This is a genomic window from Nitrospiraceae bacterium (assembly GCA_020632595.1).
Lineage (GTDB): Bacteria > Nitrospirota > Nitrospiria > Nitrospirales > UBA8639 > Nitrospira_E.
Map to the genome: position 1 here is coordinate 151974 of JACKFF010000009.1, position 16407 is coordinate 168380.

At 48.6% G+C, this 16407-nt stretch carries 17 protein-coding genes and 1 tRNA gene; 8 read left to right on the forward strand and 10 right to left on the reverse strand.

Annotated features, from left to right (window positions below):
• Nucleotides 1–58 precede the first annotated feature (58 nt).
• The 3 genes from H6750_15620 to H6750_15630 are packed head-to-tail and all read left to right on the forward strand — an operon-like array spanning nucleotide 59 to nucleotide 2409.
• Nucleotides 59–1075: an IS256 family transposase gene (locus H6750_15620; GenBank protein MCB9775737.1), complete on the forward strand. Its 1017-nt coding sequence runs from the start codon at nucleotides 59–61 to the stop codon at nucleotides 1073–1075.
• 24 nt (nucleotides 1076–1099) lie between these two features.
• Entirely contained in the window at nucleotides 1100–1426 is a 327-nt protein-coding gene (locus H6750_15625) for a transposase (protein ID MCB9775738.1), read from the forward strand.
• Entirely contained in the window at nucleotides 1423–2409 is a 987-nt protein-coding gene (locus H6750_15630) for a DDE-type integrase/transposase/recombinase (GenBank protein ID MCB9775739.1), read from the forward strand. Before H6750_15625 ends, H6750_15630 begins: the two co-directional genes overlap by 4 nt.
• 124 nt (nucleotides 2410–2533) lie before the next feature.
• Here H6750_15630 and H6750_15635 read toward each other — a convergent pair whose 3' ends face one another.
• The 6 genes from H6750_15635 to H6750_15660 all read right to left on the reverse strand — a co-directional run bounded on the left by H6750_15635 (nucleotide 2534) and on the right by H6750_15660 (nucleotide 4942).
• A complete protein-coding gene (locus tag H6750_15635; GenBank protein MCB9775740.1) occupies nucleotides 2534–3331 on the reverse strand; it encodes a hypothetical protein in 798 nt (265 codons plus the stop codon).
• On the reverse strand, nucleotides 3319–3630 hold the full coding sequence (locus tag H6750_15640; GenBank protein MCB9775741.1) for a transposase family protein: 312 nt from the start codon (nucleotides 3628–3630) through the stop codon (nucleotides 3319–3321). The genes H6750_15635 and H6750_15640 overlap by 13 nt, the downstream gene beginning before the upstream one ends.
• Nucleotides 3630–3797: a hypothetical protein gene (locus H6750_15645; GenBank protein ID MCB9775742.1), complete on the reverse strand. Its 168-nt coding sequence runs from the start codon at nucleotides 3795–3797 to the stop codon at nucleotides 3630–3632. Before H6750_15645 ends, H6750_15640 begins: the two co-directional genes overlap by 1 nt.
• A gap of 168 nt (nucleotides 3798–3965) precedes the next feature.
• A complete protein-coding gene (locus H6750_15650; GenBank protein ID MCB9775743.1) occupies nucleotides 3966–4124 on the reverse strand; it encodes a hypothetical protein in 159 nt (52 codons plus the stop codon).
• 151 nt (nucleotides 4125–4275) lie between these two features.
• On the reverse strand, nucleotides 4276–4440 hold the full coding sequence (locus H6750_15655) for a hypothetical protein (protein MCB9775744.1): 165 nt from the start codon (nucleotides 4438–4440) through the stop codon (nucleotides 4276–4278).
• Nucleotides 4400–4942: a hypothetical protein gene (locus H6750_15660; protein ID MCB9775745.1), complete on the reverse strand. Its 543-nt coding sequence runs from the start codon at nucleotides 4940–4942 to the stop codon at nucleotides 4400–4402. Before H6750_15660 ends, H6750_15655 begins: the two co-directional genes overlap by 41 nt.
• A 579-nt stretch (nucleotides 4943–5521) precedes the next feature.
• Between H6750_15660 and H6750_15665 the strand changes: the two genes are divergently transcribed.
• The 4 genes from H6750_15665 to H6750_15680 are packed head-to-tail and all read left to right on the forward strand — an operon-like array spanning nucleotide 5522 to nucleotide 8242.
• Nucleotides 5522–6334, forward strand: a complete 813-nt coding sequence (locus tag H6750_15665; GenBank protein ID MCB9775746.1) for a hypothetical protein — start codon at nucleotides 5522–5524, stop codon at nucleotides 6332–6334.
• Nucleotides 6334–6915 (forward strand): recombinase family protein, encoded by a 582-nt coding sequence (locus H6750_15670; protein MCB9775747.1) that lies wholly within the window; start codon nucleotides 6334–6336, stop codon nucleotides 6913–6915. The genes H6750_15665 and H6750_15670 overlap by 1 nt, the downstream gene beginning before the upstream one ends.
• The gene (locus H6750_15675; GenBank protein MCB9775748.1) at nucleotides 6908–7114 is read left to right on the forward strand and encodes a helix-turn-helix domain-containing protein; all 207 of its coding nucleotides are present in this window, start codon (nucleotides 6908–6910) and stop codon (nucleotides 7112–7114) included. Before H6750_15670 ends, H6750_15675 begins: the two co-directional genes overlap by 8 nt.
• Before the next feature lie 48 nt (nucleotides 7115–7162).
• Nucleotides 7163–8242 (forward strand): tyrosine-type recombinase/integrase, encoded by a 1080-nt coding sequence (locus H6750_15680; protein MCB9775749.1) that lies wholly within the window; start codon nucleotides 7163–7165, stop codon nucleotides 8240–8242.
• 5 nt (nucleotides 8243–8247) lie between these two features.
• Here the strand turns inward: H6750_15680 and H6750_15685 are convergent.
• The 3 genes from H6750_15685 to H6750_15695 all read right to left on the reverse strand — a co-directional run bounded on the left by H6750_15685 (nucleotide 8248) and on the right by H6750_15695 (nucleotide 12996).
• A tRNA-Arg gene (locus tag H6750_15685) sits at nucleotides 8248–8324 on the reverse strand.
• A gap of 861 nt (nucleotides 8325–9185) precedes the next feature.
• Nucleotides 9186–11480 (reverse strand): tetratricopeptide repeat protein, encoded by a 2295-nt coding sequence (locus H6750_15690; protein MCB9775750.1) that lies wholly within the window; start codon nucleotides 11478–11480, stop codon nucleotides 9186–9188.
• 1360 nt (nucleotides 11481–12840) lie between these two features.
• Nucleotides 12841–12996 (reverse strand): hypothetical protein, encoded by a 156-nt coding sequence (locus H6750_15695; GenBank protein ID MCB9775751.1) that lies wholly within the window; start codon nucleotides 12994–12996, stop codon nucleotides 12841–12843.
• Nucleotides 12997–13341: 345 nt separating this feature from the next.
• Between H6750_15695 and H6750_15700 the strand changes: the two genes are divergently transcribed.
• Nucleotides 13342–13905 (forward strand): hypothetical protein, encoded by a 564-nt coding sequence (locus tag H6750_15700; protein MCB9775752.1) that lies wholly within the window; start codon nucleotides 13342–13344, stop codon nucleotides 13903–13905.
• A 468-nt stretch (nucleotides 13906–14373) separates the two neighbouring features.
• Here the strand turns inward: H6750_15700 and xrtA are convergent, their stop codons facing one another.
• Nucleotides 14374–15990 carry an exosortase A gene (gene xrtA, locus H6750_15705; GenBank protein MCB9775753.1) on the reverse strand — a complete coding sequence of 539 codons (1617 nt, stop codon included), beginning with the start codon at nucleotides 15988–15990 and terminating at the stop codon, nucleotides 14374–14376.
• Nucleotides 15991–16407 lie beyond the last annotated feature (417 nt).

A 16407-nucleotide genomic window follows, 5' to 3' on the forward strand; every position in this document is an offset into this window, starting at 1 on the left:
ATCCTCTCGGGTGACCAAACCCACCGGGAAAATCCGGTTAACAAAAGGAGGCACCGCCATGAAAAAGCAGAGCACAACGCAGACCGGTGAATCAAGCCCAACCTGGGAGACTTTAGAGGTCTGGATTCGGGGTCATGTCCAACAATTTATTCAACACGTCTTGGAAGAGGAAGTGACGGAGTTGCTTGGCCGACAGAAATCTGTCCGGCGTGGGGGCCTCGATGGGTCCACTGGATACCGGAATGGGTATGGCCAACCACGGCGGTTAACCTTGGGCTGCGGCACGATCATGGTGCGGCGTCCACGGGTCCGCGAGTGCGATGAACGCTTGATCAGTCGTGTGCTCCCCTTCTTCAAGCGAAAAAGCACCGCTGTAGATCATCTCTTGCCCGAGTTATATCTGCACGGTCTGGCTCAGGGTGACTTTGATCTGGCTCTTGGTGGATTGTTAGGCGCAGACGCGCCGCTCTCGAGTTCCACCATCGCCCGACTCAAGACACACTGGCAGGCAGAATTCGTGAACTGGCAAAGCCGGTCGCTGGAGGACCTGGAGGTCGTCTATCTCTGGGTAGACGGCCTCTATGTGAAAGCGGGGTTAGAGAAAGACAAGGCAGCCCTCCTCGTGGTGTTGGCGGCGTTGAGCAATGGGCAAAAAGTCATCCTTGCTGTCGTGCCAGGCCACCGAGAATCCACCGCCAGCTGGAGTGCCGTGTTACGGGATCTGAAAGCTCGTGGGTTACGTACCCCCCGGTTGGTAATTGGCGATGGCCATCTGGGGATTTGGGCGGGCCTGCGCAATGTCTATCCGGATGTCGAGGAACAGCGCTGTTGGAATCACAAGAGCCTGAATGTGCTCGACAAACTTCCCAAGCGCGCACAACCGGAAGCCAAGACTCTCCTCTGTCAGATTCCCTATGCGCCAACGTGCCGGGAGGCAGAACGGCGAAAAGAGCAGTTTGTGCGGTGGTGTGAACAACAGGGGCACATGGAAGCCGCCACCTGTCTGGAGCGGGATTGGGACCGGCTCACGACCTATACTGCTCCCCTTGAAAGTGAGACCACCTTTAAGACATAACCCACATCTTAAAGGAGGGCATCTATGGGCCAAGGACAAGAAGGACCAATTGAACGATGGACCGCCAAACGACGAGCCGCGCTGGTCTTGAGTGTGCTCAAAGGGGAGACGTCGGTGGCCGAAGCCGCCCGGCAACACGGTCTGCGAGTAGCCGAAGTGGAGAGTTGGCAAGATCAGTATCTGCGGGCGGCAGAGAATGGCTTGCGGCGACGGCCCAAAGATGAGGAAGCCTTGAAAGATGACCAGATCAAAAAGCTCCAACAAAAGATTGGGGAGCTGGTGGTGGAGAATGATGTGTTACGGGAGGCCATGAAACCGTACCCTTTAGCGCGAGAGATGTCCGACGCGTGAGAGCCGTGAGGCCGGACATCTCTGAACGAACCGCCTGTCGTCTGCTCCAGGTGAGCCGATCGGCGCTGCATCGGTCGACCAAAGGCAAGCGGGCTCATGCGACGCTCTCGGAGACACTCGTGGCCAAGCTTGAGCCACTGATTCAGGCCTATCCAACCTATGGGTATCGCCGGCTGTGGGCCCTGTTACGCTTTCGTGAGGGACAGTTCCATAATCGCAAAGCGGTCTATCGGGCCTTACGCCTGAAGCGGTGGTTGGTACATCAGCGGACAGCGACCCCACGCCCTCGTGTGCAGTCTCGGCGAAGTCGAACGACACAGAGTAATCATCGCTGGGCCATGGATGTGACGCATATCCCCTGTGGGCAGGATGGCTGGGGGCATTTGACCGCCGTGATTGATTGTCATGATCGCGAAGTGATTGGCTATGAGTTTGCGTTGCGCGGACGGGCGCAGGAAGCGGAACGAGCCATCGAAGCGGCCTGTCTCACCCGATTCGGCACACTTCGTCCCGTGGGTGCCACCCCCGTCCTTCGCAGTGACAACGGGTTAATCTTTCAGAGCCGCCGTTTTCGACAAGCCTGTCGAGACTATCGCAACTCAAGGGTTTATTACGCCGTACACGCCGCAACAGAATGGGTTAATCGAGCGGTTTTTTCGGAGTCTCAAAGAGGAGTGCATCTGGCAATATCGATTTGGCAGCTTCAAGGAGGCGCAACACCGGATCAATGGATGGATGCGATGGTACAACGAAGGACGACCCCATCAAGCCTTACAGTATCGGAGTCCTCGTCAATATCGGCAGAAACAAGGCTTACAGGTGGCTTGATTTCGGGGGAGCACTACAGACCTTTTATCAATTTCCACAGCCGCATTGGCAACATCTGCGCACGACGAATCCAGTGGAGTCGCCGTTTGCCGCCGTCCGCTTACGCACGGATGCGGCCAAACGGTACAAGAAAGTGGCCAATGCCACCGCAGTAATTTGGAAACTGCTCATGGTCGCGGAACAGAGCTTTCGTCGAGTGAAACATCCGGAGTTGATGGCCGAAGTCTATCGCGGAGTGGAATTTGTGGATGGAAAACAATCGAAAACTGAGGTGGCCGCCTAACTCTGTTTACACACTATTTGACGGAACCTCGTACCCTGAGTGAACTCAACTATATTTCTAACAAAAGGTATTGAAGCAATTAGCTTTACATTATCATTGAGCTTCCCCTTCCATCTGCTAAAAGGGTTACGAATATATGATCGCTTAAAAACCTCTAGTTTAATTCCATCATCGTCTTTGATGGCCATTAAGCATTGGTGAGAAGGCGCTATTAGCCTACTTTCTATGGTGCGCAAAAAGTCAAAATTATGAGTCAAAATCATCATACGAAATTTTTCTATCTCTGACATATATTTGAGATAGTCGATAATGGCATGCTTGTTTTTGTAATCGAAAGAATCTGCAATATCGTCAATAATAAAAAGCGTTGCCCCCTCTCCCCCTTCACTTCTCCGGGCTCTAGCTTCAACCTCAAAAATGATGTTTAGAATATATAATGCTCGTTTTTCGCCTGTGCTTAATATCTTTAACAAGTCGTCTTTTTTATCAAAGGTTTTTTGATCCGTTCTATCATTAAAGATAAATTCGATGGTTTCGACATTACCCTTTAAAATAACGTCTTCTTTATTTTTGATAGCCAACCGAAATGGCAGGTGAGTAAATCGGTTATTAAAAATCCTAACAACTTCTTCCCATTCGGTTTTTTCATCTTTTGCTTTTTGCAAAAGCGCTCTTATTTCTTCTTGGCCTTCTTTGTATTTTCTTATCAGCTCTCCAAAGAGCGTTTTTTGATCGACAAGATAAGCGAACCAAAGTCTCTTAGAGAACTCCCCGAGGTCAGTTAATTCAGGCAAAATTGTAGTGCTCCCCCGAAATCAAGCCACCTGTAAGCCTTGTTTCTGCCGATATTGACGAGGACTCCGATACTGTAAGGCTTGATGGGGTCGTCCTTCGTTGTACCATCGCATCCATCCATTGATCCGGTGTTGCGCCTCCTTGAAGCTGCAAATCGATATTGCCAGATGCACTCCTCTTTGAGACTCCGAAAAAACCGCTCGATTAACCCATTCTGTTGCGGCGTGTACGGCGTAATAAACTCCTGAGTTAAGCGATAGTCTCGACAGGCTTGTCGAAAACGGCGGCTCTGAAAGATTAACCCGTTGTCACTGCGAAGGACGGGGTGGCACCACGGGACGAAGTGTGCCGAATCAGGTGAGACAGGCCGCTTCGATGGCTCGTTCCGCTTCCTGCGCCCGTCCGCGCAACCGCAAACTCATAGCCAATCACTTCGCGATCATGACAATCAATCACGGCGGTCAAATGCCCCAGCCATCCTGCCCACAGGGATATACGTCACATCCATGGCCCAGCGATGATTACTCTGTGTCGTTCGACTTCGCCGAGACTGCACACGAGGGCGTGGGGTCGCTGTCCGCTGATGTACCAACCACCGCTTCAGGCGTAAGGCCCGATAGACCGCTTTGCGATTTAGGAACGTCCCTCACAGCGTAACAGGGCCCACAGCCGGCGATACCCATAGGTTGGATAGGCCTGAATCAGTGGCTCAAGCTTGGCCACGAGTGTCTCCGGAAGCGTCGCATGAGCCCGCTTGCCTTTGGTCGACCGATGCAGCGCCGATCGGCTCACCTGGAGCAGACGACAGGCGGTTCGTTCAGAGATGTCCGGCCTCGGCTCTCACGCGTCGGACATCTCTCGCGCTAAGGGTACGGTTTCATGGCCTCCCGTAACACATCATTCTCCACCACCAGCTCCCAATCTTTTGTTGGAGCTTTTTGATCTAGTCATCTTTCAAGGCTTCCTCATCTTTGGGCCGTCGCCGCAAGCCATTCTCTGCCGCCCGCAGATACTGATCTTGCCAACTCTCCACTTCGGCTACTCGCAGACCGTGTTGCCGGGCGGCTTCAACCACCGACGTCTCCCCTTTGAGCACACTCAAGACCAGCGCAGCTCGTCGTTTGGCGGTCCATCGTTAATTGGTCCTTCTTGTCCTTGGCCCGCAGATGCCCTCCTTTAAGATGTGGGTTATGTCTTAAAGGTGGTCTCACTTTCAAGGGGAGCAGTATATGCTTACGTAAATCAAAGGCCTTGAGATATTGGAAGGCTTCCGATAAACGAATTCTCTCTTTCCCCTTTTCTTGTTTGAGTCCGGCTTCCGTTCGTTCAGTTAACCAGGAACTAATTTTTTCAGAAATACTCGTTTTAATTTCGTCCTTCGGTCGTCGCATATCAACAACTCCAACCGTATCATTCCAATTAAATTCCTTTTCCTCCGGAAAATACAACAAAAAAAGGTGCCCCTTTAAGTTTCCCATTTGGGTTTCTGTAAAATCCTCGCGTTTAATGCAATTATTAATTGTTCCATAAGCCATTAATTCATTCTCAGGGATCCCCAAAATTTTCCACACAGACTTTGGGAATTCCCCGTTTCTTAACACCTCATCCAAAACTGAAATATCTTCGGGATTGGGAGGGTCTGATTCATAAACTTTCCATTTTCCCTGAAGAGCTTCAAAGGGGGAAACCTTCGGTTTTCCAGATTCGACCCACCGTTTATATTCACGCCCGTATTGTGGATTCCTCCGTACGCATTCTCGATGAAAAAAATATAACTTCCTCGCCCATGTCTGCTCATCTTTCTTACTTGCTCTAGCCATTCCGCAGAATAAGGGGAATCCCCTTATCTCCCATAGGAAAACTTTTTCGCAGGGATTACTTTGTGGTCATTCGTTAGTAGAAGGTAAAACCTTAAAAAAAGCAAGGGAGGTTGAGATGAAAAACCAAATGCCATGAATGCCATCAAGTTGTTGACGGAAAAGCCCATTGAATCCCTTGAGGAAAACAAACAGGGAATCATCGACAACATATTTTCTGCCTTTTCACCTTTCTCATGTGGAAGGGTAAAGAAACATCCAAGGGAACCCTCCCAGAGGGTGTCCAAAAACCTCTAGGAAGGATAGTGACACACGATATCAGCGTAACCCGGACATTAGACCATACAGACTAGGAAAGGAATGAAAAAGCGTATGAATACTCTGGAACCAGATCAACCAATTATGAATACCTCTCCGAAAGAAAACCTTCGGCAAGCCCTACGGTTTGCGGAAGCCGGACATTCTCTGATGGAAGCCGAGGCCCTGTTTGGATTCTCCAGAAGAGACCTCGAACACCATCTCATCCAAGCCAAAACCCGGCAGGCACTGATCCGACAGCATCTCCAATCCCGCCCTCGGTTAACGTCCGTACTGCGCTACCCCGAGCGGGGACCGTGGGGAACTTCCAATTATTTTGGAAACTGCCCCGGTTATCTGGTGGTGGATTTATTGGATTACTTAAAACCAAAATCTCTATTTGACCCTATGGAAGGATCGGGAACCGCAGGAGATGTCTGCTTTGATTTTGAGGTGGACTATTGCGGGGGAGATTTACAACTAGGATTTGATCTCCTCAGTTCTCCTCTCCCCAACCGAGATTTTGAATTGATCTTTTGGCATCCTCCTTATTGGCCCGGCCACCAATATTCGACTCATCCAAACGATCTTTCTTCAGCCAAGAATATCAAACATTTTTTGCTGGCCCTTCATGCAGCGTTTACCCGTCTGATTGATTGTCTCGCTCCAGGGGGACATCTTGCCCTTCTTATCGGGGATGGCCGAAAACAAGGGAAGTTTTATCCCATACACAACGAAATCATCCAATGGAATCTCTTGCGCCTCGAAGTGGTCCTTATTAAGGAAGGGGACCATCAGCGCCGGGCGCAATTCTTTCGTTACGGTCCGACCCCTTTTATTCCTACGTTGCATGAATATTTGTTGATCTTCCAAAAGGAGAACACCTAATGGAAGTGGCCTTATATGCACGTGTGAGTACCGGGAGCCAAGATCCTGAGGTTCAATTAGGAGCCCTTCGGCAGCATTGCGAGCAGCGGGGGTTCACGATTGTGGAGGAATTTATTGATCATGGGGTGTCGGGGGCAAAAGAAAAACGTCCCAGCTTAGATCGCCTGAATAAGACCGCCTGGCATGGACAATTTCAAGCGGTGCTCGTCTGGAGGTTTGACCGTTTTGCTCGGTCGGTTAAACATTTGCTCTCGGCATTAGAAAATTTCCGGTCCCTGAATATTCATTTCATTTCCCTTCAGGAACAATTCGATACCTCCACGCCCATTGGCCACGCCATGTTTACCATCATCGGCGCAATGGCCCAACTTGAACGGGATATAATTCGAGATCGCGTCAAGGCCGGATTAGACCGAGCCCGAGCCCGTGGGATTCGGTTAGGCCGACCGCCCGTCGCAAACAATATTTCTTATATTGGTTTTTTGCATCGGGAAGGCCTGTCCATTCCGGCCATCGCTCGGAAGTTGAAGTGTAGTCGGTCTACCATTCGCCGTCGTCTTCGAGAGGCCCATCATGAATAAATCCAGCCCTAATATTGTGGAGTCTCGATTGGTATCCGAACAGGAAGCCGCACAGTACCTTGGCATCTCCTATTGGACGGTTCGAAACTTGCGGTTTCGGGGAGAACTCCCTTCCGTAAAAATTCATCGCCGGATTCTCATTGATCGGCAAGACCTGGATGCCTACATTTCCAGACTCAAAAAGGTGGAGGGGCCTTGACTTTTGGACTCAATGGAGCGATCCATCAAGGAGTCAGGGGGATGAACCATGGGAAGGGTCTACCAAAGAGGGCACACGTGGTGGATACAATATTACCACCAGGGACAATTGTTTAGGGAAAGTAGCCGTTCCCCTCAAAAATCAGTCGCGACGGCGTTCTTAAAAAAACGGGAAGGTGAAGTCGTCGATGGCCGGTTACCAAATTTACAGGCTGATCGAACCACGTTTGAGGATCTGACCAACCTACTGATCCAAGATTACCGCAATAATGGCCGAAAAACCCTCACCCGAGTCGAACAACTCGTTAATCATCTCAAGGAATCCTTTTCCAAGTTTCGAGCCCACGATATAACGAGCCCTCACCTTTCGAGATACATCGAAAGACGACAACAGGAAAAAGCCGCTCCTGCCACTATAAATCGTGAATTGGCCGCCCTCAAACGCATGTTTAATTTAGCAATCAAACAAACCCCACCTCTCGTAAAGCCCTATACCATCCCCCACATCCCGAAACTCAAGGAAAACAATATTCGGACCGGTTTTTTTACGCATGAAGAGTATCAGTTACTCCGGGGCCGTTTATCCGATTACCTCAAAATTCCCTTCATCATTGCCTATTGGACGGGAATGCGATCAGGAGAGATTCTTGGTCTTCAATGGGATCACGTTGATCTCGAAAAGGGGTGGATCCGATTAGACCCCGGTACCACCAAAAATGGGGAGGGACGAATCATTCCCTTGGCTAATGAGGTCACCCATGGTCTCAAGCAATGGTGGCGAGAATCCCGCCTGAAATACCCTTATTGCCCGTGGGTGTGCCATTACAGGGGAACATGGTTACGGAGAATACCCAAGAGAACATGGAAAGAGGCCTGTGACAAGGCCCATATGCCAGAGAAACTGTTTCATGACTTACGAAGGACAGGCGTTCGAAACCTCATCCGGTCCGGCATTTCTGAACGAGTGGCTATGGATATTTCTGGCCATCGGACCCGATCCGTCTTTGACCGCTACAATATTGTGAGTGAGGCAGACCTGGTTCAGGCTAAGGACAAATTGAACACCTTGAGCACAATTTCGAGCACAATGGGGAAGGAGAAGGAGGGAGAGATCGCTGTAAGTTGTTGAAAAAATGGTGCCCCCGACACGAATTGAACGTGCGGCCCGCGGTTTAGGAAACCGCTGCTCTATCCGACTGAGCTACGGGGGCAGCCTTTAATTTGAACACGATACAGATTTTACCAGTAAAGGAAATTGGTGAACGCTATTAGGAGTTACGTTTACCCTATGACTTGAGCCAATCCTCTTCATTGAGATGCCTGTAAAGATTTAAATATCTTCTCTAAACTGATGACTAAAGACCTTCAGACAGTCCCAGCATCCAACCCGATCTTCAAACATTCGTCACTGCTCAATTGCTCAGATCATGAAACCGAAATTCTGAACACCGGCAGGTCCGAAGCAATCTGAACGTATTTCAACAGAACCAACACTTCGCCAATTATACAAAAGACAATAAGTTAGTTAATAGCCCCCCCAAAGCCCAACTTGAACAAATACCCCTGATATTGTCGAATATGGGTAGTCAGAGGCAACAATCGAGAATCATAAATGTTGTGTCTTTCTCTGAAAATGGGATAAATCCCCATTGAAGGTCAAACTACCATTTTGTCAGATTTAAAATCTCTCTCCCAGCCGAAATCCCATGAAATGCGGAATGAGCAGAACAGGCTTTAGGGGAGGACCAGAAAGACAGTTTGTTCCATTCCTCTTCACTGAAAACCCGGGCCTCTCATCCTTCGGAGCGGCCATTCTCACATTTTAGGGACATTTTAGCGACATTTCTTCCCATCAATCCCATTCAGCACCCGCAATTCATCCTTTCACACGGTAGGTCCATTATTTATTTGGTTAAAGCCTGGCCCCTTCCCCATAATCTCAAAAGGCAACACTTGATAAAATTACTCTGCGATCAAAAATTCGAAAATTCAACGATAATCAAAAAAGTGTGCCCCTTTCTTTTTTAAAAAGAAAAGGGCGCATGAAGTTCGCACCACACCTCAATGAAAAATTACAAACTCTCCAGGGTCGTCCTGGCTTCCTCCGCTCCTGGAAAAGTTGGACTCATCTTCAAAGCAAACTCCAACGTCTTTTTGGCATTATTGGGCTCCCCCTTTTTAAACAGGGCCATGCCTAAATGATACCGAACCAACGGGTTTTCCGGCAGTTTTTTGACCGCTTCCCCTAGGAGGGAAACCGCCTTAATATGGGCATTCTTTTTATAGTAAATCCAGCCCAAGGTATCCGCGACATACGGGTTATCGCCTTGCCGGGCGAGGGCATCTTCTGCATGCGCTAACGCCTCATCTAAGTTGCCCCCATTTTCTGCCATGAGCCAAGCCAAATTATTGGCAGCCGGCGCGAATTCGGGTGAAATTTCCAACGTCTTCCGATAATGCTGTTGGGCTTTCTCAACTTCATTGCGTTGTTCAGCTAGTATCCCAAGGATCATATGGACAAAAGCCGCCTTGGGGTTTTTGTCCAACAGACGTTCATATTCCATGATCGCCTCATCAACACGATTCATTCGATGGTATAATTCGGCCAAGTTTATATAGGAATCCTGCAACTGATCATTCAAAGCCAACGCTTGTTTAAACGCCTTCTCCGCTGGATCGGTCTGCTTCGCCTGCATCGAGAGGCGCCCTAATAAATTATAGAAATACGGGTTTTTAGGAGAACGTTTAATTTGCTGTTGAACCCGTTCTCTAGCCTGCTGTTCTTCTCCCATTGACAATCGGGCATTGGCTATTTGACTCAAAGCTTGCACAAAATCGGGATTGTACTTAAGGGCTTCCTCAAAATGGTCAATGGCTTCTTTAACTCTCTTATCCTGTTGGTCAATGAGGCCTAAGTGAAAATGGGCGATCGCGTCTTGAGGGATTTGGTCAATGATCGCTTGATACACCTTTTTCGCCGCTGAAAAGTCTTTTTCACCAAAGTAGGCTTGACCCAGGATTTCTACAGCTTGGACATCACGGGGATTGAGACGAATGGCCATTTGGGCTTCTTCAATGGCCATCTTGTACGATCCCTCAGCCATGAGGCCCACCGCCAAGGCCTTTCGGACCCCTCGAACTTGGGGAGCTAATTCCTTAGCTTCCGTGAGTTCTTGAATCGCTTGGACCGTCTCATTTTTTTTCGCAAACGCTAACCCTAAATATTGATGGGCCATCGCCTGAGTGGGGTCATCTTTAATGATTGCTTGAAACAAGGGGATGGCTTCATCCACGTTTCCACGCCCCAGTATGAGTCGGGCTTCAAAAATCATAGTCATAATGCTCTTCGATTTGGTTTCTAAGAGTGGCTTCAGAAGTTTTTCAGCCTCATGCCATTGCTGGTTATCCAGATAGAAATTGATCAGAGAATTTCTAGCCGGATCAGATTTGGGGTTCAACTCCACTCCCTTTTGAAAATGTACTGCGGCTTTGGCAACATCTCCCATAAACGTATAAAATTCACCCAACAAAATTTGGGGTATTTCACTCGCGGGTTTGTGGTTGGCGAGACGTTGATAGACCTCTTCCGCTTCCTTCCATTTTTGGGTAGTTTGATAATAACCGGCAAGCTTCACGTAGTACCCATCATTCTCAGGATCTAACACCAGAACTTCCTGAAAAAGGGCTTCCGCTTCAGTATTTCTTCCTTGCAGCAAGTAGAATTCGCCTTTGGCCAAAATAAGCGTGGGGGAATTTGCCTTCTTGTTTAAACCTTGGTCGAGAATGTCCTCAGCTTCCTCGGGTTTTTCAAGGATTAGATAGGCACGCGCCAGATCGACATATACCTGCTCATTGTCGGGATCAAGTTCCAAAGATTTTTTGAGTTCTTCAATGCCCTTCTCAAGTTTCTTTTCCATAATCAAGCTACGGCCACGTAACAGATGGCCTTTGGGGTGGTATGGAGAGGAAATCAACACAACTTCCGCGTGTCGTTTCGCCGCTTGGGGCTGTTGGGAAAGCAGATACAATTCACCGAGTTTAAGTTGGGCATCCTGAATCGACGGATCCAACTCGACGGCTTTGGTAAGTTCCCCGAACGCAGACTGAAGATCGGGCATCCCGCCCAATTTGAGGTGAATCAGAGCTAATTGATGATAGGCCTTAGCATCCTTCGGATCGAGTTGGACGACATTTTTCAATTCGATGAGGGCTTCTTGATATTTTTGCTCCTCAAAATAGGCTTCTGCTCTCTCCTGGTGTCTAGCCTTTTTTTCCTCGTCCGATAATTGGGTACAATTGGTTAAACTGACGAGCAAAAATGGAAGAACCACACAGCAAAAAACTACCATGATGGGTTTATGTGTCATACATACCCTATCGTAAATACGTTTCCCATTCTTCAATATTTCCCCTCGCTTAATGGGGATCAGACAAAAATTAATTAGGTAAAATATTGTAATTATTAGCGAAATCATTTTTCTTAGAGTGGTTCTGTACTTGGCTTCGAAAGCTTTAGGGACCTCAAATCTAAGAGAATCTGAACATTTAGAATGAACAATGATACTTTCGACGGGCCCTGATTGAAGAAAATGAATTCTTAATCGTACAAGCAAAGGATGATAAACCGTAGGCATTTTGAACAAGTTTGATCACCAATTCAAATTACATGAATTTTGGAGTTTATAGTTCACAGAGCAGAGATCTTCTTTCACACCAATATGATAAAACGATATGCTGCTAAAAGTTCGGGAATATGTTGAAAGTCAGAAAAAGGTGCATGCCAGAGGAGTGGAACCAGCGGGAAAGAGAGGAGAATTGAATACGCAAGAGGTGTGATTATTCGGCAAAAAATTGGGCTTGTCAGCAGCTGAAAGCTGTAGTCATATTCTGAGAGTGAAGATCCCGCCCTCCAAAAGACGCGATTTTCTAAAAATCTTACTCAGCTTTATTGGTTCCGCTTTTGTAGTGATCGAGTTTCTTTTGCCACCGGATTAGGTAGTTTTCAGAGCTGCTCCGGCATCTCTAAGGATGAGGCAATTGTTGATTGGCAGCCGTTCCTGATTGTAATAGCCAATGAAATATGCTCCCATATCCTAGCTGCCCTACTAGAAGATCTCATATTCCACTGTAGAAATCCATTTGGTCTTGAGGCTCAGGAGCACCGTGCAATCAGGTCATTGTCCCAACAAATGGCTTTCTGGCTCATGCGTTGACCAATTTGCCCTCTCGTCAAATGGTGTGGATAGACCCTACTTCGGGCTGCACCCCTTGGTCAGATGTGAAGCGTAGCCCGCCCTCGGGGTTAACAAGTTTCCACCGCTCGTCTGGGTGCCAAGACCACCTACTCGGCGTCCGGCGTTGCGACACACACCAAGCCACCACACGACGGGCTACAGGTCCGGGACGACCGAGAGGTGTGCCCAGCGTCATGGAATGAGCACACAAGAATATCTCGGCGCCAGAGACGATTTGGCAAGTTCGGATGGAAGGCCCGATTGAGTTGATTGGGAGCGGCCTCAAGTTCATTCTGCCCAAGCCGGAATTTCAGGGTGCCTAGTGGTTTACTCCGCAACTGGAAAGCCTGCATTAGCTTGCGGGCCCCTCCGACTCACTCCCAACGCCTTCGCCATTATAGTTGAACCCGCTGTGCCTCAACTGCATTGTTCACCGCGCGCGATTTCTCCCATAAATGAACTTGTTGGGTCTGAACGGGGCGATCCTGCCAGACTAACGACTTCGTCCTAAGGCTAACACCGCACCCAGCATGATAATGGGATAGTCCAATTGCAAATAATCAATAAGGGTAAGGGCATAAAGGGCAACATGGCCTCGGGGGAGAAGGTGGGAACCTTTTTTGAAAATTGTTATTTCATTTTCAGGCATTTCACCTCTGGGTCGAAGAGCTGAATGCGTTGGTGCTCTGGAGTAAGGTCTTGGGTGTGGGAAGTCTGTCCTAGAGGTCTAACTGATTACGGTATTATAGATACCTCGTTGGAGGTATTGCTTCCAGCGGTTGAATATATTTTATTTAATAGACTTAATCCAAAGAAGGCGTAATCTGACAGATGAAATATTTATGAAATCAACTGGATACCTCATTGGAGGTATTGCTTCCAGCGGTTGGCTATATTTTAATAAATTGGAATTTACCTGTGCACCTAGAGGCGTAAGCTGCCATTGGAAGTTTCAAGAAATATTTCAATAACCAATGTTAGAGGAGGGAAATGCATGAACCCAAAAATGTTACTTACAATGTTGTTAAGTGTGGCCTTTTTGTTTGGTACGTTTGGGCAGGCACACGCAGTTCCCATGCCGTATAAGGTTAACGGCACTTTTAGTGATGGCGGCTTACTTTCGGGATCTATGGAGATAGATTCAGACGCTGGACCATTAAATTATATAGTTCCAACAAGTTGGTCGTTTATGACATCAGGCGGGGTGGATCCAATTGGAAATTCAATAAGCAACTTTACATACAACCCTCTCTCATCCAGCTTGCTAGTCAACTTTTCCTTTTTATCATTAATTTTCACTGACTTCGGCACAGGACGATCACTGATTTTCACGGACTATAGTCCTTTGCTGAATCAACCAGGGCCCTACTCGATTGGATCGATAACGGAATCTTACAATTACGCCTATCCTACACGGTTTGGTACATTTAATTTACCTGCCATACGAGACGGATCCGGGACTGCTGCTAGTCTTCCCGAACCCGCCAGCGTCCTTCTACTGGGGTCAGGATTTGCTGCACTGGGGGCTTTGAGGTATCGAAAAGACAAAAAAGCCTGATTAAGGATAAATTTATAGGTTTTACAAAAAGCTTGATTCCAAATGAAGTCAGGATTTTTGTTGACGTGAAGTTTGGAAGAACGCTGTTTTTGACCATGAGGAAATACAGTGATTGTAGTTCCCCTCAGCAGGCTTATGGGTCTCCGGGCTGTTTTTATGAAAAAATACACACCTTGAAACAAGAAACCTCGCTATATTTGCTACCCTTGGCTCTTATTAAGTGTGAAAGCTAGGACAATGAATTAGAACAGATGACTGAGAGAAGCCCTATTGTCATATATGAAGTCCAAGCCGCTACTCACACAGCAACCCAATCACTCATTGGCTCTTCAAGGCCGTCAACAAACTGAAACCCCGTCTACCACTTTTGCGTACTCACGGAAAACTCGCAGTCGTCGCCACGTTTTTCCGCAAATTGACCCACCCATCCTATTTACCAATTTTCCCGATGAATTGGCCCTTAAAAATTTAGTCCCCAAAGGGTGACTTTTTAGGGGCAGAGTTTGTGGCTTGAATGAAGGACGTGTGTTGGAGAAAGTCTTCTAAAACGTTCACGGCTTCCGACGAGGAATAGCCGTAATCGGCGGCGATCCCGATGACGGCCCCTTCCCTCGCCTCTCCAAAAAGATAGGTTTTGGCTTGCAGGAGTTTGGCCACGTAGGCATTGGAGGTCATATGACCACCTAACCAATACCAACTCCACACCAGACGAGGCGCCATCTCGGAGCGAATATAACTCTCCCTTACTGTTAAAGGGTAATTCTCCACAAGGGTTTCTCTGCGGCCCTCGGACATTAGCTTCCAGCGGTTCCTATCAATGAGGGTATTGCTCTCACTGACCAATTCACTCCCCTGCTGCTGCTGGGTATACACTGCCAGGAACAGATGCACCTCCCGGCGTCCATCGGTGTAGCTCTTGATGAGGATGGTGTCGGCTCCCTCAAAGTGGGGCGTCCAATTCCCGGCATAGTCGGAAAGAGCATGCCAAGGAGAGGAGACCGCCAGAGTAAAGGGAGACGGATCCAACGAGGTTTGAGGAGAAGGGGGTAATGCCATCACCCAAAGAGGTGCCAAGGCTACCACACCCACACCACACCCCGCTACCATAGCCATCTGGAGAAAAGATCTCCTCTGGGTGCCCCGACGAAACCACTCTCCTCCTTGTGAAGAAAGGTCCGCTTCCCCGACGGATGAGGCACGTACCTTATCCTTGAAGAGGGAAGGCTCAGGTTTATGTATCGCCAAGCCCACCCCAAAGAGCAGAAACATGACCCCACTAAAAAACGCCCAGCCACCCAGAAGATGGTCCACTCCCGCCGCCAATTCGTGATCCACAAGATACCCAAACAGCGCAATGCCATATGCGCGCATCCCATTGGCCAGAATGAGGACTAGAATGACAACCAGAACAAATACCACGCGCCTCTTCCAACTCCGATAAACAACACCCGCAAAAAACACCCCCAGCGTGGCGCCGGAAATTAGAGACCGTATTCCCGCACAGGCTTCGGCCACGTGCCAGCTGCCTGAGGGGGTCATAAAGTAGCGCCCTTCCCAGAAGACCGGTATCCCCGATAGTTGAAGCGCGTTGACGGCAAAGAAGGCAGTAAAGTCTTGCAGAGGCGGAACCAGATCTGCTCCGACAGGGACTGCCAAGTAAAGAAACGCCAAAGGAAAAAGCAATACCTTGGTAACCTTATTGCCAGCCAGGGCCCACACCATGCCGGCGAACATAGTAATCCACGCTAATTGTTGGGCGACTATCACTGATGTCACACGACCCAGGAACCATACACCAGCGGACCCACCGAGCAACAATAGCGCCCACGGGTTCGCCCTGGGCACCAGAGTAGCCAGACGATGCCTCTCCCGCCAAGCAAGATACACACTTATGGGAAAAATCAAAAATCCATGGCCATACGTATCCGACCCAGACCAGGTTTTGACCAGGGAAAAGGCCGTTGGGAAATAGAGGCCCAGCAGCGCGGCCCAGGCCATAAGGAGAAGACCCAGGACCTTCGCCCACTCGGAAGAGAGAAAACGAAGGGAAGGCAATGAAGAATGGGGAGTGCTCTCGGTCTGCATCCGAACCCTCCTACGAATTCCGGACGATGTGTGGACAAGGAAGATTGTGTTGGTGATGCGTAAAAATATTCTACGGGATATGGGAGGGTTATTCCAATTGATTCCCAATCCACTTAAGTACCTAACAATGGGGAATGATGCTCATCCAAGTCAGAAGGAGAGGAGCAAAGAACTAAGTGTTTGTTCGGTGTGCTCGCCACCGTCACCTTCCAATTCCCCCCTGTAGGGATGAGCCGAATAACAACCTCTTGGAGGTTTCGAGAAAATAAGCACCCACATCGCCTGAACGAACAGGCCATGCGAAAGTGCAGTTAATCTCGCCGTTGATTTTGAAGTTTCAATTCTAGTTGACGGTTAATTAGATAATCCCCCTGAACTCCAGAGATTTGGGGAGTGGGAATAGTCGTCTTTCACCCA

What these genes read in the sequence shown, in the direction of transcription:
- H6750_15620 (MCB9775737.1), top strand. Translation starts at nt 59, where the DNA reads ATGAAAAAGCAGAGCACAACGCAGACCGGTGAATCAAGCCCAACCTGG.
- H6750_15625 (MCB9775738.1), top strand. Translation starts at nt 1,100, where the DNA reads ATGGGCCAAGGACAAGAAGGACCAATTGAACGATGGACCGCCAAACGA.
- H6750_15665 (MCB9775746.1), top strand. Translation starts at nt 5,522, where the DNA reads ATGAATACTCTGGAACCAGATCAACCAATTATGAATACCTCTCCGAAA.
- H6750_15670 (MCB9775747.1), top strand. Translation starts at nt 6,334, where the DNA reads ATGGAAGTGGCCTTATATGCACGTGTGAGTACCGGGAGCCAAGATCCT.
- H6750_15675 (MCB9775748.1), top strand. Translation starts at nt 6,908, where the DNA reads ATGAATAAATCCAGCCCTAATATTGTGGAGTCTCGATTGGTATCCGAA.
- H6750_15680 (MCB9775749.1), top strand. Translation starts at nt 7,163, where the DNA reads ATGGGAAGGGTCTACCAAAGAGGGCACACGTGGTGGATACAATATTAC.
- H6750_15690 (MCB9775750.1), bottom strand. Translation starts at nt 11,480, where the DNA reads ATGACACATAAACCCATCATGGTAGTTTTTTGCTGTGTGGTTCTTCCA.
- H6750_15695 (MCB9775751.1), bottom strand. Translation starts at nt 12,996, where the DNA reads ATGCCTGAAAATGAAATAACAATTTTCAAAAAAGGTTCCCACCTTCTC.
- H6750_15700 (MCB9775752.1), top strand. Translation starts at nt 13,342, where the DNA reads ATGAACCCAAAAATGTTACTTACAATGTTGTTAAGTGTGGCCTTTTTG.
- xrtA (MCB9775753.1), bottom strand. Translation starts at nt 15,990, where the DNA reads ATGCAGACCGAGAGCACTCCCCATTCTTCATTGCCTTCCCTTCGTTTT.